We start from the raw sequence: 20942 nt of genomic DNA on the forward strand, positions 1-20942 counted from the left end.
GCGTGTGCGGTCGCAGATTGACCCATCCGAGGCTGTGGGCGTAACCTCAAACGATCGTTTGATTCAAACCATCCGCCTGCGGAGTCCGCCGACATGACGAACGCACCCTATGCGTCCCGCGAACGAAGCACCAAAGAGCGGATCCTGGGTGCCGCGGAGGCGTTGTTCGCCACCCATGGCTTTGCTGGGGCCTCGCTCCGTCAGGTGACGGCGGCGGCCCGGGTCAACCTGGCCGCCGTGAACTACCACTTCGGCTCCAAGGACAAGCTCATCGAGGAGGTGTTCCGCCGCCGCCTGGACGAACTGAACAGCCGTCGCCTGGCTGCTCTGGGCAAGATTGCCGGTCAGCAGGGCACCCGCCTCGAGGACGTGCTGGACGCCTACATCCGCCCTGCCCTCGACCTGTCCCGCACGGACGGCGGCGGCGCGGCGTTCGTCCGGGTGCTGGCCCGGGCCTACGCCGAGCACAACGAGACGCTGCGCCGCTTCCTTTCGGACAACTACGGCCACGTGCTGCGCCAGTTCGCCACGGAATTCGGCCGCCTGCTGCCGGGGTTGGCCAAGGAAGAAATCTACTGGCGCCTGGACATCGTTACCGGCGCCCTCACTTACGCGATGGCCGACTTCGGCATCATCCAGCGCAAAAACGACGTCGCCGAGCGCGACCACCGCGAAGCCGCGGCCGAGCACCTCATCGGCTTTGCCGCCGCCGGCCTGCGCAACCCTTCCGTTTCGAACGCCACGGCCACTCGTTGACCGTGACGATCCTTGAGCCATCGGAGATCACCATGACCGCAACACCGTTACGCATTCGCAAGGCCGCGGTACTCGGCGCCGGTGTCATGGGCGCGCAGATTGCCGCGCACCTGACGAACGCCAACGTGGAAACCGTGCTGTTCGACCTTCCCGCCAAGGAAGGTCCGAAGAGCGGCATCGCCATCAAGGCGATCGCCAACCTCGCCAAGCTCTCGCCGGCACCGCTGGCCGAGAAGAGCCTCGGCGCCGCGATCATCCCGGCCAACTACGAGGAAGACCTTGCCCAGCTCGCCGACGTGGACCTCATCATCGAGGCCATCGCCGAGCGGATGGACTGGAAGCTGGATCTCTATACGAAGATCGCACCTCACGTATCGCAGACGGCCGTGCTCGCCAGCAACACCTCCGGCCTGTCGATCAACGGCCTCGCCGAAGCGCTGCCGGAAGAACTCCGCCATCGCTTCACCGGCGTGCATTTCTTCAATCCGCCGCGCTATATGCACCTGGTCGAGCTGATCCCCACCCGGCTCACCGACGCCGCCGTGCTCGAAGGTCTCGAAGCCTTCCTTACCACCACGCTCGGCAAGGGCGTGGTGTACGCGAAGGACACCCCGAACTTCATCGGTAACCGCATCGGCGTGTTCTCGATGCTCTCCACGATGCACCACACCGAGGCGTTCGGCCTCGGCTTCGACACCGTGGACGCGCTCACCGGTCCCGCCATCGGCCGCCCGAAGAGCGCCACCTTCCGCACGGCGGACGTCGTGGGCCTGGACACCCTGGCGCACGTGGTCAAGACCATGAGCGACACCCTGCCCGACGATCCCTGGCATCGCTACTTCCAGCCGCCCGCCTGGCTGAAGGGCCTGATCGACAAGGGCGCGCTGGGCCAGAAGACCGGCGCGGGCGTGTACCGCAAGGCTGGCAAGGACATCGTGGTGCTCGACCTGCAGAAGCAGGACTACCGCCCGTCCGAGCAGAAGGCATCCGACGAGGTATCGGCCATCCTCGCCATCAAGGATCCGGCTGAGAAGTTCGCAAAGCTGCGCGCATCGGCCGATCCGCAGGCGCAGTTCCTGTGGGCCGTGTTCCGCGATCTCTTCCATTACACCGCTTACCACCTGGCCGACATCGCCGATACGGCGCGTGACGTCGACTTCGCCATCCGCTGGGGTTACGGCTGGAAGCTCGGACCGTTCGAGATCTGGCAGTCGGCCGGTTGGCAGCAGATTGCCGGCTGGGTCGCCGAGGATATCGCCGCCGGCAAGGCCATGAGCAATGCCCCGCTGCCGGCGTGGGTGACCGACGGCCGCACGGGCGTGCACGGCAAGGCCGGCTCGTTCTCGGCCGCCGCGAACGCCGACAAGCCGCGCTCCAGCCATCCGGTCTACCAGCGTCAGGCGTTCCCCGATCCGATCCTGGGCGAGCGCTTCGACCAGGGCACCACGGTTTGGGAAAACGACGGCGTGCGCCTGTGGCATGCCGGCGACGACATCGGCGTGATCTCGTTCAAGACCAAGATGCACACGGTCAACGATCAGGTGCTTGACGGCATCCAGCACGCCATCGGGCTTGCCGAGCAGCAGTTCCGCGGCGTGGTGCTCTGGCAGCCGTCGGAGCCGTTCTCGGCCGGTGCCGACCTCAAGGGTGCGCTGGGTCTTCTGCAGGCCGGCAAGCTCGCCCAGTTCGAAGCGATGGTGGCGAACTTCCAGGCCACCAGCATGCGCATCAAGTATTCGCTGGTGCCGGTAGTCGCGGCAGTGCGCGGTCTCGCGCTCGGTGGCGGTTGCGAGTTCCAGATGCACTCCGCCCGCACGGTAGCGGCGCTCGAAAGCTACATCGGCCTCGTGGAAGCGGGCGTCGGCCTGCTTCCCGCAGGCGGCGGCCTGAAGGAACTGGCCGTACGCGCTGCGCAGGCCAACCCGGAAGACCCCTTCGAATACCTCAAGAAAGTGTTCGAGACGGTGGCGATGGCAAAGGTCTCCGCCAGCGCGCTCGAGGCGAAGTCGCTCGGCCTACTGCGCAAGGACGACGTGATCGTCTTCAACGGTTACGAATTGCTGCACGTCGCCAAGGCCCAGGCCCGCGCTCTGGCGGAATCGGGCTATCGCCCGCCGCTGCCAGCTCGCGCCGTTCCCGTTGGCGGTGACGTCTCCACGGCCACGTTCAAGTCATCCCTCGCCAATCTGGCCGAGGGCTATTTCGCCTCCGCCCATGACATCGACATTGCCGGCCGCATTGCCGACACCCTGTCGGGCGGTCGGATCGAACGGGGTTCGCTGGTGGACGAGAACTGGTTGTTGGCGCTCGAGCGCCGCCACTTCGTGGAACTGGCCCAGACCGAAAAGACCCAGGCGCGTATTGCCCACACGATGACGACGGGGAAGCCGCTGCGTAACTGATGCGCCAAGCGCTCTGACGCAACCGACTTTCCCCCTTAAAGGAACCACCCCATGAGCAAGCAAGTGCAAGACGCCTATATCGTCGCCGCCACCCGCACCCCCGTGGGCAAGGCGCCGCGTGGCGTATTCCGCAATACCCGTCCCGACGACATGCTCGCGCACGTCATCCGTGCCGTGCTCGAACAGGCACCAGGGATCGACCCGGCGCTGATCGCCGACGCGATCATCGGCTGCGCTATGCCAGAGGCCGAGCAAGGCATGAACGTGGCGCGCATCGGTGTGCTGCTGGCAGGCCTGCCCGAGCAGGTACCCGGCGTCACCATCAACCGCTTCTGCTCCTCCGGCGTGCAGGCCATCGCGATGGCCGCCGACCGCATCCGCCTGGGCGAGGCCGATCTCATGCTGGCGGGCGGCACCGAGTCGATGAGCATGGTGCCGATGATGGGCCACAAGGTGGCAATGAACCCCGCCATCTTCGAAAACGACGAGAACCGCGCCATTGCCTTCGGCATGGGCATCACCGCCGAGAAGGTGGCCGAGCGCTGGAAGGTCAGCCGCGAGGATCAGGACCGCTTCGCTCTGCAGTCGCATCAGCGCGCCATCGCCGCCATTGCGGCCGGCGAGTTCAAGGACGAGATCACGCCGTTCCAGCTCGACGACCGCTATCCGGATCTGAAGAACCATAGCGTCCGCGAGGATCGCCGGATCATCGACACCGACGAAGGCCCGCGTCAGGACACCTCGCTGGAAGTGCTGGGCAAGCTGCGCCCTGTGTTCCGAAACGGCCAGTTCGGCGGATCGGTCACGGCAGGCAACTCGTCGCAGATGTCCGACGGTGCCGGCGCGCTGCTGCTCGCGAGCGAGAAGGCCATCAAGGATTACGGCCTGACGCCGCTGGCTCGCTTCGTGGGCTTCTCGGTAGCCGGCGTCGCACCGGACATCATGGGCATCGGTCCCAAGGAAGCCATTCCAAAGGCGCTCAAGCAGACCGGCATCAGCCAGGATCAACTGGACTGGATCGAGCTCAACGAGGCGTTTGCCGCGCAGGCATTGGCGGTGATCCGCGACCTCGGTCTCGACCCGGCCAAGGTGAACCCCCTCGGCGGCGCCATTGCCCTCGGCCACCCGCTGGGTGCTACCGGCGCGGTCCGCGCGGCCACGCTGATCCACGGCCTGCGTCGCCGCAAGCAGAAGTACGGCATGGTCACCATGTGCATCGGCACCGGCATGGGTGCCGCGGGCGTGTTCGAAGCCCTGTAACCTCAGTCCTGTGGGAGCCGCCATGGCGGCTCCCACAACTCGCTTAGGTTTGGGGTAACCTCCGCCGATGCACGGCATCCACACCATCGATACCGGCTTCGGCCGCCCGTCTTTCGACGCCGCCTATCTCGTCGTGGAGCGCGGGCGCGGTGCCTTCATCGACAGCGGCACGACGCACTCCCTACCCCGCTTTCTCGAAGCACTCGACGCCGCCGGGATCGAACCGGCCGACGTCGACTGGGTCATCCTCACTCACGTGCACCTGGATCACGCCGGTGGCGCCGGCAGCCTGATGCAACACCTTCCGAACGCGAAGCTGGCCGTGCATCCGCGCGGCGCGCGTCACATGATCGACCCGTCCGCGCTCATCGCCGGTGCGGCAGGCGTCTACGGTGAGGACATCGTTCGCCGCGATTACGGCGACATCGTTCCCGTGCCTGCGGATCGTGTCGTGGAAGCCCACGATGGCCTCGCGATCGACCTCGCAGGACGCGCCCTGCTCTGCCTCGACACGCCCGGCCATGCCCGCCACCACATCGCCATCCACGACGAACGCGCCAATGCGTTCTTCACCGGCGACATCTTCGGCCTGTCCTATCGGGAGCTGGATTCATCCGGTGGCGCCTTCATCATTCCGACGACGTCGCCGGTACAGTTCGAGCCCGAGGCGGCGCATGCATCCATTGCGCGCATGCTGGGTTACGAGCCTGAGGCGATGTACCTCACCCACTACGGAAGAGTGACCGAGGTGGCGCGGCTTGCCGCCGACCTGCACGAGCAGATCGACGCCATGGTGGCCATCGCCCAACGTCACGCTACCGCTCCGGATCGCGAAGAGCGTATCGCACAGGAGTTCGCGGATCTCTACGTCTCGCGTGCACAGCGTCAGGGCGTGACGTTGCCTGCTGCTGACATTGCGAAGCTCCTCGCCATCGACATCCGCCTGAACGCGCAAGGCGTTGTCGTGTGGCTGGACCGCGGTACGCGCTGACCAGCCCAGCGTCAGGCCATTCGCGTGCCGTTCGGTACCGGTCGCTCGGTCGTCGTGATGACCACGCCGTCGTCGGTATGAAAGCCGGTCAAGAGGAACTGCGATCGGAAGGGGCCGATCTGCTTCTCGGGAAAATTGATCACGCCGACGATCTGCTTGCCGACCAACTCGTCCGCCTGGTAGATCGCGGCGACCTGCGCACTCGTCTTCTTTTCGCCGTGCGGACCGAAGTCGACCCAGATCTTGTAGGCCGGCCGACGCGCTTCCGGAAACACTTCGGCGCGCACGATCGTCCCAGCGACCAACATCACCTTCTCGAAATCGGCCCAGGTAATCTCTTCGCTCATCTCATCCTTCCAGTCGCGACTTCATCCAGTCGCGCCATTCGTTGTGCCAGTAGGTGCCCTGCGCCGCCAGATAGCCGAACGGGCGGTGCACCGGTTCCAGACCGAAGCCCGAGTAATCGGCCAACGCAGGCTCATTCGAGGCGATGGCATCCGCCAGCGCCTCACCGGCCGCACAGGTGGGCGCAAGGCCGTGACCGCCAAACGCCTGGGCATACCAGAGCCCGTTGCCATGGGTGCCGACCTGGGGCATCTCATGCCGAGCGTAGCTCATGAGCCCCGACCACGCCTGCTCGATGCGCACGTCCTTTAGCGACGGAAACACCGTCGCGAGGTCGCGCTTCAACAACCGCTGCACCGCACGCGGCGAACGATCGCGCACCGAGATCCGTCCACCCCACAGCAAGCGCGTATCGGACAACGGTCGATAGTAGTCGAAGGCAAAGCGAGTGTCGTAGATGGCGGCACGTGTGCGTACGCACTCACGTAGACGCTCGCCAAGCGGCTCGGTCACCATCACGTACGTAGCGATGGGCAGCACCGCGCGGTCGATGCGCCTGTCCAGGCCGGCAAGATAGCCACCGCAGGCCAGTACTACGTTCGGGGTCTCCACGACCGCGCCACCGGCGTGCACGACCCACCCCGCGCCACGGCGCTCCAGCCGCCGCACCCGCGAGCCCTCGTGGATGGCGATTCCCGCGCGTTCGGCAGCGAACGCCAGGCCACGAGCATAGGCCAGCGGGTCGATGTGCAACGCGTTCCGCTCGTAAAGCCCGTCGTGGTAGCGCGGGCTGCGGACGAACTCGTGCATCGCATCCTCCGGAAGCCACTGCCAGTCGGCGTCGTAGCATTCCGCCAGAAGGCGCTGCCGCTCGCGCAATACGCCAGCATCGCGGAACCAGTTCGCCCATACGACGCCCGCGTCCACCGCGTCGCAATCGATCGATAAGGCCTGGATGCGATCGCGGATGAGGTTCACCGCATCCACCGTGCGCGCGTACAGCCGCTTGGCCCGCTCGGCACCCGACTTTTCGAGCAACGCCTTTTCGCCGAGCGAATACCCTGCGAAGACGAAGCCGCCGTTGCGCCCCGACGCGCCAAAACCGATCGATTTCGACTCCAGCAACACGACGTCGCGCACGCCGCGCGCTGCCAATCCCAGCGCGGTATTGAGGCCAGCGAAGCCACCGCCGACCACCACCACCGCCGCCTCGCGCCGCCCTTGCAGGGGCGGCCGCGGCGCGGGCGCGGGCACTCGGTCGTGGTACCAGGACGGCATGGGCGGCGGTTCCTCGGGGAGAGGTGCGTTGTACGCCAGAGCGACGCACGGCGAAAGTGGCACGAGGACGCGGATCGTCAGGCGCCGCTCGCGAGTATCATCGCGCCATGTCCGTTACGTGGGTCTTCCGATGAGTCTGCTGCCTCCCATCGACCTCAAGCGCTGGATCGAAGACAACCGCGCCCTGCTCAAGCCACCGGTCGGCAACAAATGCATCGTGGATGGCGATTTCATCATCATGATCGTCGGGGGCCCGAACGCGCGCACGGATTACCACTACGACGAAGGCCCCGAGTTCTTCTACCAGCTCGAAGGCGAGATGGTCCTCAAGGTCCAGGATGACGGACAGGCCCGCGATATTCCCATTCGCGCGGGCGAGGTGTTCTATCTGCCCCCAGGCGTGCCGCATTCACCGCAGCGGATGCCGGATTCGATCGGTCTCGTGGTCGAGCGGCGCCGCCTTGCGGGCGAGAAAGACGGACTGATGTGGTTCTGTCAGGCGTGCAATCACAAGTTGTACGAGACCTATTTTCCGCTGGGCAGCATCGAAAGCGATTTCCCGCCGGTCTTCGAGCGGTTTTACCGATCGCGCGAGGCGCGGACGTGTACGGTCTGTGGCACCGTGCATCCGGCACCTGCGGCTTACGCCGACTGATCGCGCCGCGCAAGCCGCCCCATAGTGGCCCACGTGGGTAACGACAACTAACGGGTGGTCGCCAGCCACTTCGTCGCCATGCGGCGCAGCGACACGTCGGCTTCGCGGTCGGCGGCAATGTCCGCGATCGAGCGCCACGCCAGTTCCAGCGACTCCTCGTTCGCGACAACATCCTCGCTGCCACGTGCGACGACGACATAGCGGACGTCGTAGTGCCAATGCTCCGGCTCGTCACGGCGCGCCGGTATGCGATGGCGATCGAGATCGAAAATCTCCGGCAGCACGGCAAGATCGCGCAACCCCGTCTCCTCCTCCGCCTCACGCAAGGCGACGGCGGCGAGGTCGGGATCGCCGTCGGCATGGCCGCCCGGTTGCAGCCAGCGCTCGAGTTTCCGATGCAGCATGAGCAACGTGCGCTGCCCGTCCGCACTCACCAGCCAGGCCGATCCGGTGACATGCCCCGCCACGGTTTCGCGATGGAAGGGCCGCGGCTCCTCGCGCAAAAGGCGCACGAACGCGCGGGTGGTGGGGTCTTCCGGCCAACGCGCCGCATAGCGGTCGAGCGCGTCCAGCAAACGATCAGGTTTGTCCATCAGGGAATGCCTGCACGTAAATCGCCAATTCTCGCATGGCATTTTCGGACTAGTCCGATGTCGGGCACGGGCACGGCTTGCCTAGGATGGTCGCCGGAGCACACGACGCGCTCCGTTCGCCGCCCTCCCGCCGTCACGCAAGGAATTGCGCATGCCGAAGACGCTTCCATCGGTCGCCCTCGCCCTCGCCAGCCTCGCCCCGCTTGCCGCCTCTGCGGCGCCGCGGGAAGCCAACTTCACCGGCCCACTGGTCACGCCCGCGGTCAACAGCATGCCCGAGGGCATGGTCAACATCGAGCCGTATCTCATCCACACCAACACCCGCGGCCGTTACGACAACGCGGGCCACCGCCGGGAAGAGCATTCGATGGTGCGGCAGTGGCAACTGGCCGTACCGATGAGCTACGCACTGAGCGACACCCATGTCGTGCAGCTCACCCTCACGTCGTCGCGCACGTCCGGCGGCGGACTGCACAGCGACGGCATGCGAACCGGCGACACGACCGTACGTCTACAGCAGCGACTGCGTGGGCCAGACGCCGACGGCGGCGGCCTGATCCTCGCCGTGGCAGCAGCCCAGCGTCTGCCGACGGGCCGCTACCACCAGTTGGATCGCAACCCGCTCAACGGCACGGGCAGCGGCGCCATGCGAACGACCTTCTCCTTAGGCGCCCAGCAGTTGCACTGGCTTGACGACGCACACGCCCTCCGTTGGCGGGCGCAGCTCGCATGGAGCCCGACGCCTGGACATATCCGGCTGCGCGACAGCAGCGTGTACGGCACGGATGCCGGGTTCCGCGGCCGTGCACGACTCGATCAGGCATGGAATGCCTCGGTGGCGGCCGAATACACGCTCAATCCGCGCTGGGTGCTGGTAGGCGAAGCCATCTGGAACCGTGCTGGCGCGATCGACCTCGTCGGTACGTCCGCCGAGGGCTCGCACGTGGCACGTCGTCTCAAGCCGAACCAGGATTTCAGCCTTGCACCGGCTGTGGAATACCACTTCACGCCGAACACGGGCCTCATCGCAGGCGTGCAGTTCACCGTGGCTGGCCGCAACACCTCCGACTACGTGGCGCCCCAGGTGGCGCTCAACATGGTCTTCTGAAGCATCGCGTCGCCATATGCACAACCGCCGCAAGTCATGCTCGACACGTTTACCGGATGCTCGCAATGCCTTGGCAGGCCTCGCATTGCAGCTTGTACGGCCGAGGCCCGCTGGGCTATGGTGCCGTGCCAGCGCTTCCGGGCAGCGGCGTGTCCACCGTGGCTCACGCGGCGGTCCCAATAATAAAAGGCAACATTCCGGCAGTAGGGGAGACACATGTTGAAACACTTGTTCGCGACGCATCCCATTGAGGCCGCGCCGCACGTCGACGCTGGCGAGCACATCAATACCGGCGCGCACGGAAACGAGCTGAAGCGGGTTCTCACCGCAAAGCACCTCATCCTTCTCGGTGTCGGCCCGGTCATCGGCGCAGGCATCTTCGTCATCACCGGCCAGGCCGCCGCGCTGCACGCCGGCCCCGCGCTGGTCATCAGCTTCCTCATCGCCGGTTTCGCCTGCGCCCTCGCCGGCCTGTGCTACGCCGAGTTCGCGGCGATGCTGCCGGTCTCGGGTAGCGCCTACTCGTATTCCTATGCGACGCTCGGCGAATACGTCGCCTGGTTCGTCGGCTGGAACCTGGTGCTCGAGTACCTCTTCGCCGCCGCCACGGTGGCCGCGGGTTGGTCGGGATACTTCAACGAATTGCTCGGCCTGATCGGCCAGATGATCGGCAGCAACATCGCCCTGCCCGCCTCGCTCGCCTCGGCACCCTTCCAGTTCGTCGAGGGCCACATCCAGGCAACCGGCACGATCATCAACCTGCCCGCGGTCGTCATCATCGCCGCGTTGTCCGGCCTCTGCTACGTGGGCATCACGCAGTCGGCCTTCGTCAACTCGATCATCGTGGCGATCAAGGTCACCGTGATCCTGCTGTTCCTCGCCTTCGCGATCCAGGTGATCAACCCGTCCAACTGGCACCCGTTCATTCCGGAGTCCGAGGGTGAGGGCATGTTTGGCTGGAGCGGCATCTTCCGCGCAGCGACCATCGTGTTCTTCTCCTACGTGGGCTTCGACGCGGTGTCCACCGCGGCTGGCGAGGCCAAGAATCCGCAGCGCGACATGCCGATCGGCATCCTCGGCTCGCTGGCCATCTGCACGGTGCTCTACATTGCCGTGGCGCTCGTGCTCACCGGCATCGCTCCGTTCCGCATGCTCAACACGCCGGAACCGGTGGCAACCGCCCTCGGCCTGTATCCGCATCTTTCCTGGCTGAAGGCGATCGTCGTGCTCGGTGCCATCACCGGTCTGTCGTCGGTCATCCTCGTGATGCTCATGGGCCTGCCGCGCATCTTCTTCTCGATGGCGAAGGACGGCCTGCTGCCGCAGACCATGGCGAAGGTGCATCCGAACTTCCGCACGCCTTACATCGGCACGATCATCGTCGGCGTGGCCGCCGCCGCCATGGCCGGCCTGTTCCCGGTCAGCGTGCTCGGCGAATTGGTCTCGATGGGCACTCTGCTCGCCTTCGCCACCGTGTGCATCGGCGTGCTGATCCTCCGCTACACCCGTCCGGACCTGAAGCGCAGCTTCCGCGTGCCGTTCGTGTGGCCGATCTGCATCACCGGCGCACTGGCCTGTGTGTACCTCTTCTGGCAGGCATTCGAGGAGCATTGGCGCCTGATGATCGGCTGGATCATCATCGGCCAGTTGATCTACTTCGGCTACGGCTACGCGCACAGCAAGCTGCGCAAGTCGCTCGGTTGATCTAACCTGCGAAAACGAGGGCCGGCGGTCGTCCGCCGGCCCTCGCGTTTGCAGCCCTTCCTTTTCGTACACGACTCCAGGCTGTCCATGCTCCAGCAGTTACTCGCGAAGAAAGCGCCCCAAGCCGAGCCGGATGACGCGCACGGCCCCGCCCTGCGCCGCACGCTCGGTCCCTGGGGCCTCACCGCGCTGGGCATCGGCGCGGTCATCGGTGGCGGCATCTTCGTCATTACCGGCGTCGCCGCAGCGGAACACGCGGGACCGGCGATCATCGTGTCGTTCATTCTCGCGGCGATCTGCAGCACCTTCACGGCGCTGTGTTATGCCGAATTCGCTTCGATGATCCCCGTATCGGGCAGCGCCTATTCCTATGCCTATGCCACGCTCGGCGAAGGCGCCGCATGGTTCATCGGCTGGAATCTCATTCTCGAATACGGCGTCTCGGCCTCCGCGGTAGCGGTGAGTTGGACCGGCTACTTCGTCAGCCTGCTCGATCACATCGGCATCCACATCCCGCCAGCGCTGACCAATGCGCCCGTGGATTGGGTGGACGGGCACCTGGTGTTCACCGGCGCGCTGTTCAACCTGCCGGCCGTCGGCATCACCCTGGCGCTGACCTGGCTTTGCTACGTGGGCATCAAGGAATCCGCCGGTATCAACATGGCGATGGTGCTGCTCAAGACCGCACTGATCATCGTGGTGATCGTGGTGGGTGCGAGCCACATCGACACGGCGAACTGGCATCCCTTCATCCCCGAGAATCAGGGCGGCGACAAGTACGGCTGGTCGGGCATCCTACGTGGCGCGTCGATGGTCTTCTTCGCCTACATCGGCTTCGAGGCGACCTCCACGGCGGCACAGGAGTCGAAGAACCCGCAGCGCGACATGCCGATCGGCACGTTGGCCTCGCTCGCCATCTGCACGGTGCTGTACATCGCGATGGCCGCCGTGCTGACCGGTCTCGTTCCCTTCGCCGAACTCGGCACCTCGGAGCCGGTGGTCACGGCGATTCGTCAGCATCCGGAACTGGGCTGGCTGCGCGGCATCGTCGAAGTCGGCGCGCTGATCGGCCTCTCGTCCGTCGTGCTGGTGATGATCATCGCTCAGCCGCGCATCTTCATGATCATGGGCCGCGACGGCCTCATGCCGAAGGTGTTCACCACCATTCACCCGAAGTACCGCACGCCGCACATCAACACGGTCATCACCGGCATCGGCATCGCCTTGCTCGCTGCGGTGTTCCCGCTCAACGTGCTGGGTGACCTCACCTCGATGGGCACGCTGGTCGCCTTCTGCGCCGTCTGCGGTGGCGTGATGATCCTTCGAAAGACCGCGCCGGATCTCCCGCGCACGTTCCGCGTGCCCTGGGCACCGGTCACCTGCGTGCTCGGCATTCTGAGCTGCATCGGCCTGCTCTGGTCGATGGGCGTGCGCAACTGGGTGCTGATGGGCGTGTGGACCCTGCTCGGACTCGTGATGTACATGGTCTACGGCTACCGTCACAGCCGACTCAAGCGGAGCAGCGGCGCCTGACGGGCACCGGCTTTACAAAATTCGAACAAATCTCCGATTCAGTCCGTAATATCTTGTTTTAAAAGGCAAATCGAAGAAAGTTTCGCTGTCATTTAGCTGCCATTGGCCGGTCGCCATCGGAGGGGAGTATGATCCCGAGTCCGAGGGTAAATCACTTGGCAGTGGGCCCCGGATTGCCGCCCGGCGCGTCAGGCGGGTCAGCTCCTCGGCCTGGCGCGCTTGGGCTGCATTTTCTTAAGTGACAAACGAAGGCCAGCCTTGCGGCTGGCCTTTTCGTGTCGATTCTGTACGCCCAGGCAGCGTTTAGATCATGACCGCGTGCGACACGCACCAGCCCTTGGCGGCCACCGAATGCCCTGGGAACAACTGGCACGGGCCACGGGGGGCACCCGCCTTGCCCTGGTAGAAATTGCAGTTGAAACAAGCGTCCTTGGGATCTTTCTTCCCGGCCGCCTTGCTCGCGTCCTCGGTGTACTTCAGCGCGCTGGCCGTCGGGTCGGTCGGAGACAACGGCGGCAAATCCTGAGCCCGGGCGTTCCGTGGGAGGGTGCCGAGGAGCGTGGCGGCCGCCACCCCACCAGCCGCGACCTTGAGGAAACGGCGACGTCCTTCATTATTCTTATCGTGTTGCGACATGGGATAGACCTCCGTCGATGGTAAGCCGGGCCAGCGCCCGGTGCTGAGGGAATCGTACCGTCTCAGGGGCAAAGGAAGCGTCCGTCGCACCGATTCATCCATGGCAATCCCCATCCGCCCTGTCGTCGCCACTCCCTCCCCGCAGGGCCAAAGACCCCACGTGCTATAGTTGCGGCCTGTTTGGACGTCCAAATCCTCATGTCGAAGCCTCTCCCCGCCGCCGTCTCCGCCCTCCTCGCGGATCGAGCGGACGCCATTGCCGAAGCTGCCCGCGAGCTGGCCGCCTTCGGCTGGACGCCCGCCACGAGCAGTAACTTTTCGATGCGTATCGACGATCAGCTCGCCGCCATCACCATTTCCGGGCGCGACAAGGGGCGTTTGGGTCGCGACGACATCATGGTGATCGACATGAACGGCAAGGCGGTGGGGTCGGAATACCGCCCATCGGCGGAAACCGGGCTGCATACGCAGGTCTATCGACGCTTTCCGGATGCCAACGTCGTGTTGCACACCCACTCGCGCACGCAGAGCGTAGCGTCTCGGCTGTTCGCGGCGGAAGGTCGCGTGCGCCTCGAAGGCTGGGAATTGCAAAAGGCCATCGCTGGCCACACAACCCATGACAGCACGCTGGATATCCCTGTCTTCCCCAACACCCAGCACATGCCCGAGCTTGAGGCTCGCGTGGATGCCTGGATCGACGCCGGCAAGCCGTTGTACGCCTATCTCATCAACGGCCACGGCATCTACACCTGGGGCCATGACATGGCCGAAGCGCGCCGCCACCTCGAAGCCCTGGAATTCCTCCTCGGCTGCGAACTCGACCTACGGAGGCTTTCCCCATGAGTCGCCTGCGCATCTACGAAGACACCCGTCACGACACGCCCCTGGCCGTGTATGAAGACCACGCTGCTATCGCCGCAGCGTTGAACGCGGTTGGCGTGCGTTTCGAGCAATGGGAGGCCAACCAGCCGATCGCGCCCGGGGCAAGCCAGGACGAGGTCATTGCCGCGTACCGCCAGGACATCGACCGCCTTATGCGCGAGAACGGCTATCAAGCCGTTGACGTCATCAGCCTCAAGCCGGATCACCCGGATCGCGCCGCATTCCGCCAGAAGTTCCTGAACGAGCATACGCACAGCGAGGACGAAGTCCGTTTCTTCGTGGCTGGCGCTGGCCAGTTCACCTTGCATCTCGATGGCAAGGTCTACGAGGTGCTGTGCGAAAAAGGCGACCTGATCGGCGTGCCGGACGGCACGCCGCATTGGTTCGATATGAGCGAATCGCCCTACTTCGTGGCGATTCGCCTGTTTACCAACGTGGAAGGCTGGGTGGCGAAGTTCACCGGCGAGGATATCGCTGAGCGCTTCCCGCGCATGCCCCCGCACACCTCGGCTTCGACTGATTTATAGACTTACGTCGGTGTTCGGCATGGAGAACGTGCCGTCTACTTCGATGCGCTTCGCGCCATCGGATCGATATGCCGTGAAAGCGAATTTGCCCTCGACCCAAGTGCGGTCAGGGCTGAACCTGAGCTCTACGTAACCGCCGTTTTTTGGAGAATATGCGTAGACCGCATGACCATCGAATTCGCCGTAAAACAGCATCAGGTCCGTTTTGTATAAGTCGAAATAATAAGCACCATCAACGGCCTGCTCCTCCGTATCCTTGAAACGCAGTTCGAAACCCATGGTGTCCACGACGGCACCACTGATCAACTGTCCGGCGTCGAAGTAGTGAGTTTTTGGAGCCCAGCCGCCAGTGATCACCTGCTCCCTGGCGTGTCCGTGTCGGACACGTATTGCACCCCATTGATAGTCGCCTCGAAGGTTCCGTTCGTATCGGCGCGTGCATTCCTAGACAGCACGGCCGACGGGTCCGACAACATGTCACTTGGCGCGGAATGAACCGGACTGGCCGCAAGACCGAGCGCCAACATCGGGGTAAGTAGTGCGGATCGCCGCAGCATGCGGTGAGAAAAGAACATCGTCGTCTCCTGTTGCGTGGGGGGAGACTCATACTGTTTTTCCCCGTGGGTTCAACCCATACGACGATTCTGAAAAATCGGCGTGTTTTCGGAGGAGCGCCGCAGCGACGGGAAGAGAGCCGACGTTGTCGAAAATCAGCCGCCTGCTGCGCCCTTCTCGTGTATTGGATCGAACGGGACAGCAATGCCTGCACCCACGGCAGCCACATCGACACGACGCCCGGTTCGATATGAGATAGTCGCCACATTGCGTGGCGACTAGCTTATTTATTAAAGGGGAAGCCGCGATGCAAAGCTCACCGGCGAGGATATTGCTGAGTGCTTTCCGCGCATGACACCTCACACCTCAGCTTCGGCTGATTTATAGACTCAGTCATTGTTTCGCGTGGAGAATGTGCCCTCGACGGCGATGTCATTGGCACCGTCGTTTCGAGTAGCATTGAAAGCGAATTTACCCTCGACCCAAGTGCGGTCAGGACTGAACTTGAGCTCTAAATACCCCCCGGTCGGGGAATACATTGCCACTTCACGCTTTCCATAGTGCACCAAGAGGTCTGTTTTGTTATTTTTGTGATTGTCGAAAAAGTAAATGCGATCGACAGCGTGCTCTGAATTATCCGTGAAACGCAGCTCGAAGCTCATGGGGGTCATGTCGGGGCCACCGACGTTATACCCAACGAAGTAGTGATGATTCGGCTCACCGGGCCAACCCTGCACCGCCCCAGCGGCTGCCTGATCGGACACGTATTGCACTCCGTTGATCGTCACATTGAAGGTTGTGTTCATTGCCATCTCCTCGTCCGTGTGGGGAGACTCAGTTTGTTCCTGCGCAAGGACTTAATCCATACGACTTTCAATAAAACATAGATGCCTTTTCGGACGACTGCTAGTCGCCACATTGCGTGGCGACTAGTTTTTTTATCGAAGGGGAAGCCGCGATGCGAAGTTCACCGGCGAGGATATCGCCGAGCGTTTCCCGCGCATGACCCCGCACACGTCGGCTTCGACTGATTTATAGACCTAAGTCTCTGTTTGACATGGAGAACGTGCCCTCGACAGCGATGTCCTTGGCGCCGTCACTTCGAGAAGCGTTGAAAGCGAACTTTCCTTCGACCCAAGTGCGGTCAGCACTGAACTTGATATCTAGGTAACCCCCGGTTGGGGAATACATTACCCAGCCACCAAAACCGTCACGTTCTCCGTAGTCCAGCACCATGTCTTTTTTGTGCATGTCGAAAAAGTAAATGCCATCGACAATCGGCTTTGACGTATCCATGAAGCTCAGTTCGAAGCTCATGGAGGTCGTGTCGGGGCCACCTGCGTTCGTTCCAACGAAGTAGTGAACATTCGGCTCACCGGGCCGCCAACCGAGCAGCGCCACAGCGCCAGCTACGTCGGTCACGTGTCGCACTCCATTGATAGTCACATCGAAGGTTGCGTTCGTATCGGCACGCGCAGTCCGAGACGGCACGGTCGACGGGTCCGATAACATGTCGCTTGGCGAGGAATGAACCGGACTGGCCGCAAGACCGAGCGCCAACATCGGGGTAAGCAGTGCGGATCGCCGCAGCATGCGTTGAGAAAAGAACATCGTCGTCTCCTGTTGCGTGGGGGAGACTCATTCTGTTTTTCGGCTAGGGCTTAACCTATACGACGATTCTGAAAAATCGGCGTGTTTTCGAATGAGCGCCGTAGCGACGGGAAGAGGGCCGACGTTACCGAAAATTAGCCGCCTGCAGTCGGCGCCCTTCTCGTGCATTGGATCGACGAGACAGCATGCCCGCGCCAACGGCAGCACATCGACACAACGCCCGGTTCGACGTGAGCTAGTCGCCACATTGCGTGGCGACTAGCTTATTTATTAAAGCGAAAGCCGCGATGCAAAGTTTACCGGCGAGGATATCGGCGAACACTTTCCGCGCATGACCCCGCACACGTCGGCTTCGACTGACTTATACAATCATTCATATTTGGCTTCATTATAGTTTGGCATGGAGAATGTGCCTTCGACAGTGATGTCATTGGCGCCGTCGTTTCGAGTAGCATTGAAAGCGAATTTACCCTCGACCCAAGTGCGGTCAGGACTGAACTTGAGCTCTAAATACCCCCCGGTCGGGGAATACCATATCGCTTGGTTAGGAGCTAGACGTTTTCCATAGTGCACGACGAGGTCTGTTTTGTTTTTTTTGTGATTGTCGAAAAAGTAAATGCGATCGACAGCGTGCTCTGAATTATCCGTGAAACGTAGCTCGAAGCTCATGGGGGTCATGTCGGGGCCACCTACGTACCGTCCAACGAAGTAGTGACGATTCGGCTCACCAGGCCAACCCTTCATCGCGAAAGCGTGTGCCTCGTCGGACACGTGTTGCACTCCGTTGATAGTCGCCTCGAAGGTTGCGTTCGTATCGGTGCGCGCATCCCAAGACAAAACGGTCAACGGGTCCAGCGAAGTCTCACTTGGCGCGGAATGAACCGGGCTGGCCGCAAGACCGAGCGCCAACATCGGGGTAAGTAGTGCGGATCGCCGCAGCATGGGTTTAAAAAAGAACATTTTGTCTCCTGTTGCGTTGGGGGAAGGCTCATTCTGTTTTTCCGCATGGGTTTAGCCCATACGACTATTCTGAAAAATCGGCGCGTTTGGATGGGAAGGGAGCCGACGTTGTCGAAAATTAGCCGCCCGCAGTCGGCGCCATTCTCATGTATTCGATCAACGAGACAGTAAGGTCTGCACAAGCGGCAGCCGCATAGACATACCGCATGGTTCGATACGAGCTAGTCGCCACATCGCGGCGTATACCCAGTCGGACACGTAGCGCACTCCGTGATCGTCGCCTCGAAGGTTCAGTTCGTATCGGCGCGCGTATCCCGAGACACTACGAACAACGGATCCCACGACATTTTGCTTGGCGCGGAATGAACCGGGCTGGCCGCAAAACCGAGCGCCAACATCGGGGTAAGTAGTGCGGATCGCCCCAGCATGCGTTGAGAAAAGAACATCGTCGCCTCCTGTTGCGCAGTGGAGACGCATTCTGTTTTCTTCGTAGGGCTTGCCCTATAGAATTATTCTGAAAAATCGGGATATTTTCAGGCGGCCGCCGTGGCGATGCGAAGGAAGCGGCGAGGATATTGCAACCGCTTCCTTTGCATGCTGCGCACACATCGGCTTTTGACTGCTCTATAGACCTAGATCGGTATTTGGCATAGCGAACGTGCCGTCAACATCGATGAGCTTGCCGCCGTCGATTCGAACTGCTGTGAAGGTGAACTTGCCCTCGACCCAAGTTCGGTCGGGGCTGAACGTCAGATCCAAGTGACCTGAAGTCGGGTGGTACGACCAGATGCGTCCACTCTCAATGTCGAATTCCCCGTAGTTCAACATCAGAGGTAGGTTGAGGGCGCCGAAATAATATCGACCGTCAACGACCTGCTCTGCCGGATCCATGAAACGCCGGACGAAGCGCATGGGGCTCATGTGAGGACCACCTATCGGCTCTCCGGCGTTGAAGTAGTGGTATTTCGGAACCGCGCCGTCACCGAGGTGTTCCGTGGCAGATGCCCTTTCAGACACGTAAGTCACGCCATTGATCGTGGCCGTAAACGTAGCGTCCGCGTGAGTGCGCTCCATCCCGGATTGCACGGTGGGTTGGCCCAATGCCATCTCGCCTGGAATCGCAAGAACCGGGCTGGCCACAAGACCGAGTGCGACCATCGGGGTAAGCAGTGCGGATCGCCGCAGCATGCGTTGAGAAAAGAACATCGTCGTCTCCTGTTGCGTGGGGGGAGACTCATTCTGTTTTTCGGCTAGGGCTTGACCTATACGACGATTCTGAAAAATCGGGGGCGCTTTCGGACGGTCGCCGTAGCGATGGGCTATTCGGTCGTTTATTCTGCCAACCTCCTGATCGAGGCTTCCCCATGTCTGACATCCGCGCCATCCTCACTGACATCGAGGGCACCACCAGCTCCATCGATTTTGTCAAGGACGTGCTGTTTCCATATGCCCGGACGCACCTCCCGGCCTACGTCGAGACCCACGCCGACACGCCCGAGGTCCAGCACTGGCTGCACGAAGCGGCAAAGGAAGCCGGCTTCGTCGAGGCCAGCCGCTCGGAAATCATCGACCTGCTCGTGCGCTGGATCGACGAGGATCGCAAGTCCACGGCGCTCAAGGCACTGCAGGGCATGATCTGGCGCGAGGGCTATGAGTCCGGCGCCTACGTGTCGCACATGTACCCAGAGGTCGCGGCGCGGCTCCGTGCATGGCACGAACAGGGGCTTGCGTTGTACGTGTATTCGTCTGGCTCGGTACCGGCGCAGAAGCTCCTGTTCGGCTATAGCGAGAACGGCGACCTCACGCCGTTGTTCTCGGGGTATTTCGACACGCAGACGGGCCACAAGCGCGAGGTCGATTCCTACCACCGCATCGCCGAAGCGATTGGCCTCCCGCCCGCGCAGGTGCTGTTCCTTTCGGACATCCGCGAAGAGCTCGACGCCGCTCGCGCGGCGGGCATGCGCACCACGCAGCTCGTCCGTGCGCCGCAACCTCTGAGCGAGAACGGCCATCCTGCCGTCGCCGATTTCGATGCCATCGCACCTTGATTCCCGCCGCAAGACGGCGATCTACGTCCTGGCGTCGTTTTCCCTGGGCGTGCTGCTGACGGCAAGTCTGTTGTGGCACGGGCCGCGCCCCGCGCCGAGCCAGGCGGTCGCCCCCGAGCCTGCTGCTGCACGATCGGCGCCGACCCAGGGGGAGCCCGCCAAGCGACCCGAGCCCCTGTCGCTATGGGGCGATATGCCCGACGGCGATACGGAAGGCGATGCCGATGCGGCGGCCTGGCCGGACGATGCGCCCACGCCGGAGCAGGTGTTTACCGATCAGCCCGAGGCCATGCGCAAGGCTTTGTCGCGGCTGGCTCCGCGCACGCCGGGCAAACCGAATCTCTACGCCATCGCCGTGGGCGCCGATGGCAGCGAAGACGTATTCCGCAACGAGGCGGAATACGTCGATGCCGTGGTAGGCAAACGCTTTGCCAGCCCCGGCCATACGGTGATCCTGGAGAACAACCCGGCCACACTCACCACCCGCCCGCTGGCTAGCTGGACGAATCTGGAAGCGGCACTCGGCGGTCTCGCCAAGGTCATGGACCCACGCGAAGACGTGCTCCTGCTGTACATCGCCACCCACGGCTCCAGCGACCACACCCTACTCATCGACATGGATCCGATCCCGCTCGATCAGATCGACCCGGATGGTCTCGCGGATATCCTTTCGAAGCAGCCGTTTCGCTGGAAGGTCGTCGTGGTCAATGCGTGTTACTCGGGCGGCTTCGTACCCAAATTGCGCGGCGCCGGCACCCTGGTGCTCACCGCCGCACGCAGCGACCGGACCTCGTTCGGCTGCGGCGCGGATTCCGACATCACCTATTTTGGTCGGGCTTGGCTTGCCCATGGGCTGAGTGCTACGCCGGACTTCATCGAGGCTTTCGGCAAGGCGAAGGCGGAGATCGCAGGCTGGGAGAAGCGGGACGCCCTGGAGCCGTCCGAGCCGCAGATCGATGTGGGCGCTGGCATTGAGAGCAAGCTCGATGCTTGGCGGAAAGCGGCGCGCATTGGGCCGCCCGTGCCGTTTCAACCGGCGCACTGAGGCGGCGTCTCGCCACTGTAGCGGCTCCCACAATCGCTTCGTTGGCTTCTCGC

21 protein-coding genes are annotated in these 20942 nt (G+C 63.1%); 12 read left to right on the forward strand and 9 right to left on the reverse strand.

The features are described 5' to 3' along the window. The first annotated feature begins 93 nt into the window (after window positions 1-93). From BT115_RS03015 to BT115_RS03030, 4 genes are all read left to right on the forward strand, one after another. Entirely contained in the window at window positions 94-756 is a 663-nt protein-coding gene (locus BT115_RS03015; RefSeq protein ID WP_072321051.1) for a TetR/AcrR family transcriptional regulator, read from the forward strand. 32 nt (window positions 757-788) lie between these two features. Next, entirely contained in the window at window positions 789-3158 is a 2370-nt protein-coding gene (locus BT115_RS03020; RefSeq protein ID WP_072321052.1) for a 3-hydroxyacyl-CoA dehydrogenase/enoyl-CoA hydratase family protein, read from the forward strand. A gap of 51 nt (window positions 3159-3209) precedes the next feature. Continuing rightward, a complete protein-coding gene (locus BT115_RS03025) occupies window positions 3210-4418 on the forward strand; it encodes an acetyl-CoA C-acyltransferase (RefSeq protein WP_072321053.1) in 1209 nt (402 codons plus the stop codon). A 67-nt stretch (window positions 4419-4485) separates the two neighbouring features. Further along, on the forward strand, window positions 4486-5409 hold the full coding sequence (locus BT115_RS03030) for an MBL fold metallo-hydrolase (protein ID WP_072321054.1): 924 nt from the start codon (window positions 4486-4488) through the stop codon (window positions 5407-5409). Window positions 5410-5420: 11 nt separating this feature from the next. On the opposite strand, the gene BT115_RS03035 is transcribed toward BT115_RS03030, so the two are convergent. Next, window positions 5421-5756 carry a tRNA-binding protein gene (locus BT115_RS03035; protein ID WP_072321055.1) on the reverse strand — a complete coding sequence of 112 codons (336 nt, stop codon included), beginning with the start codon at window positions 5754-5756 and terminating at the stop codon, window positions 5421-5423. A 1-nt stretch (window position 5757) separates the two neighbouring features. Next, window positions 5758-7032 carry an NAD(P)/FAD-dependent oxidoreductase gene (locus BT115_RS03040; protein WP_072321056.1) on the reverse strand — a complete coding sequence of 425 codons (1275 nt, stop codon included), beginning with the start codon at window positions 7030-7032 and terminating at the stop codon, window positions 5758-5760. Window positions 7033-7162: 130 nt separating this feature from the next. Here BT115_RS03040 and BT115_RS03045 point away from each other — a divergent pair, with 130 nt between their 5' ends. After that, window positions 7163-7687, forward strand: coding sequence for a 3-hydroxyanthranilate 3,4-dioxygenase (locus tag BT115_RS03045; RefSeq protein WP_072321057.1), 525 nt, complete (start codon window positions 7163-7165; stop codon window positions 7685-7687). Window positions 7688-7734: 47 nt separating this feature from the next. Here BT115_RS03045 and BT115_RS03050 read toward each other — a convergent pair whose 3' ends face one another. Next, on the reverse strand, window positions 7735-8280 hold the full coding sequence (locus tag BT115_RS03050) for an NUDIX hydrolase (protein WP_072321058.1): 546 nt from the start codon (window positions 8278-8280) through the stop codon (window positions 7735-7737). 151 nt (window positions 8281-8431) lie between these two features. On the opposite strand from BT115_RS03050, the gene BT115_RS03055 reads away from it, so the two are divergent. The 3 genes from BT115_RS03055 (at window position 8432) to BT115_RS03065 (ending at window position 12625) form a co-directional block, all read left to right on the forward strand. After that, the gene (locus BT115_RS03055) at window positions 8432-9388 is read left to right on the forward strand and encodes a transporter (RefSeq protein WP_072321059.1); all 957 of its coding nucleotides are present in this window, start codon (window positions 8432-8434) and stop codon (window positions 9386-9388) included. Between the two features lie 216 nt (window positions 9389-9604). Continuing rightward, entirely contained in the window at window positions 9605-11092 is a 1488-nt protein-coding gene (locus BT115_RS03060) for an amino acid permease (protein WP_072321060.1), read from the forward strand. Between the two features lie 87 nt (window positions 11093-11179). After that, window positions 11180-12625 carry an amino acid permease gene (locus BT115_RS03065; protein WP_072321061.1) on the forward strand — a complete coding sequence of 482 codons (1446 nt, stop codon included), beginning with the start codon at window positions 11180-11182 and terminating at the stop codon, window positions 12623-12625. 303 nt (window positions 12626-12928) lie between these two features. Here BT115_RS03065 and BT115_RS03070 read toward each other — a convergent pair whose 3' ends face one another. Further along, window positions 12929-13261: a high-potential iron-sulfur protein gene (locus tag BT115_RS03070; RefSeq protein ID WP_072321062.1), complete on the reverse strand. Its 333-nt coding sequence runs from the start codon at window positions 13259-13261 to the stop codon at window positions 12929-12931. 198 nt (window positions 13262-13459) lie between these two features. On the opposite strand from BT115_RS03070, the gene BT115_RS03075 reads away from it, so the two are divergent. Beyond that, on the forward strand, window positions 13460-14104 hold the full coding sequence (locus BT115_RS03075; RefSeq protein ID WP_072321063.1) for a methylthioribulose 1-phosphate dehydratase: 645 nt from the start codon (window positions 13460-13462) through the stop codon (window positions 14102-14104). Further along, the gene (locus tag BT115_RS03080) at window positions 14101-14670 is read left to right on the forward strand and encodes a 1,2-dihydroxy-3-keto-5-methylthiopentene dioxygenase (RefSeq protein WP_072321064.1); all 570 of its coding nucleotides are present in this window, start codon (window positions 14101-14103) and stop codon (window positions 14668-14670) included. Before BT115_RS03075 ends, BT115_RS03080 begins: the two co-directional genes overlap by 4 nt. On the opposite strand, the gene BT115_RS03085 is transcribed toward BT115_RS03080, so the two are convergent. From BT115_RS03085 to BT115_RS03110, 5 genes are all read right to left on the reverse strand, one after another. Next, on the reverse strand, window positions 14665-15027 hold the full coding sequence (locus BT115_RS03085; protein WP_072321065.1) for a hypothetical protein: 363 nt from the start codon (window positions 15025-15027) through the stop codon (window positions 14665-14667). The two genes, BT115_RS03080 and BT115_RS03085, sit on opposite strands and share 6 nt — an antisense overlap. A gap of 587 nt (window positions 15028-15614) precedes the next feature. Next, the gene (locus BT115_RS03095; protein WP_143144445.1) at window positions 15615-16031 is read right to left on the reverse strand and encodes a hypothetical protein; all 417 of its coding nucleotides are present in this window, start codon (window positions 16029-16031) and stop codon (window positions 15615-15617) included. 226 nt (window positions 16032-16257) lie between these two features. Continuing rightward, a complete protein-coding gene (locus BT115_RS03100; protein WP_072321068.1) occupies window positions 16258-16836 on the reverse strand; it encodes a hypothetical protein in 579 nt (192 codons plus the stop codon). A 369-nt stretch (window positions 16837-17205) separates the two neighbouring features. Next, the gene (locus BT115_RS03105) at window positions 17206-17796 is read right to left on the reverse strand and encodes a hypothetical protein (protein WP_072321069.1); all 591 of its coding nucleotides are present in this window, start codon (window positions 17794-17796) and stop codon (window positions 17206-17208) included. 624 nt (window positions 17797-18420) lie between these two features. Beyond that, window positions 18421-19002, reverse strand: coding sequence for a hypothetical protein (locus BT115_RS03110; protein WP_072321070.1), 582 nt, complete (start codon window positions 19000-19002; stop codon window positions 18421-18423). Window positions 19003-19160: 158 nt separating this feature from the next. Here BT115_RS03110 and mtnC point away from each other — a divergent pair, with 158 nt between their 5' ends. Together mtnC and BT115_RS03120 are read left to right on the forward strand one after the other, a co-directional pair. Continuing rightward, window positions 19161-19844: an acireductone synthase gene (mtnC, locus tag BT115_RS03115; RefSeq protein WP_072321071.1), complete on the forward strand. Its 684-nt coding sequence runs from the start codon at window positions 19161-19163 to the stop codon at window positions 19842-19844. Beyond that, the gene (locus tag BT115_RS03120; protein ID WP_072321072.1) at window positions 19828-20889 is read left to right on the forward strand and encodes a C13 family peptidase; all 1062 of its coding nucleotides are present in this window, start codon (window positions 19828-19830) and stop codon (window positions 20887-20889) included. Before mtnC ends, BT115_RS03120 begins: the two co-directional genes overlap by 17 nt. Window positions 20890-20942: the final 53 nt, after the last annotated feature.

Source organism: Luteibacter sp. UNCMF366Tsu5.1, assembly GCF_900119235.1.
GTDB classification, from domain to species: Bacteria; Pseudomonadota; Gammaproteobacteria; order Xanthomonadales; family Rhodanobacteraceae; genus Luteibacter; species Luteibacter flocculans.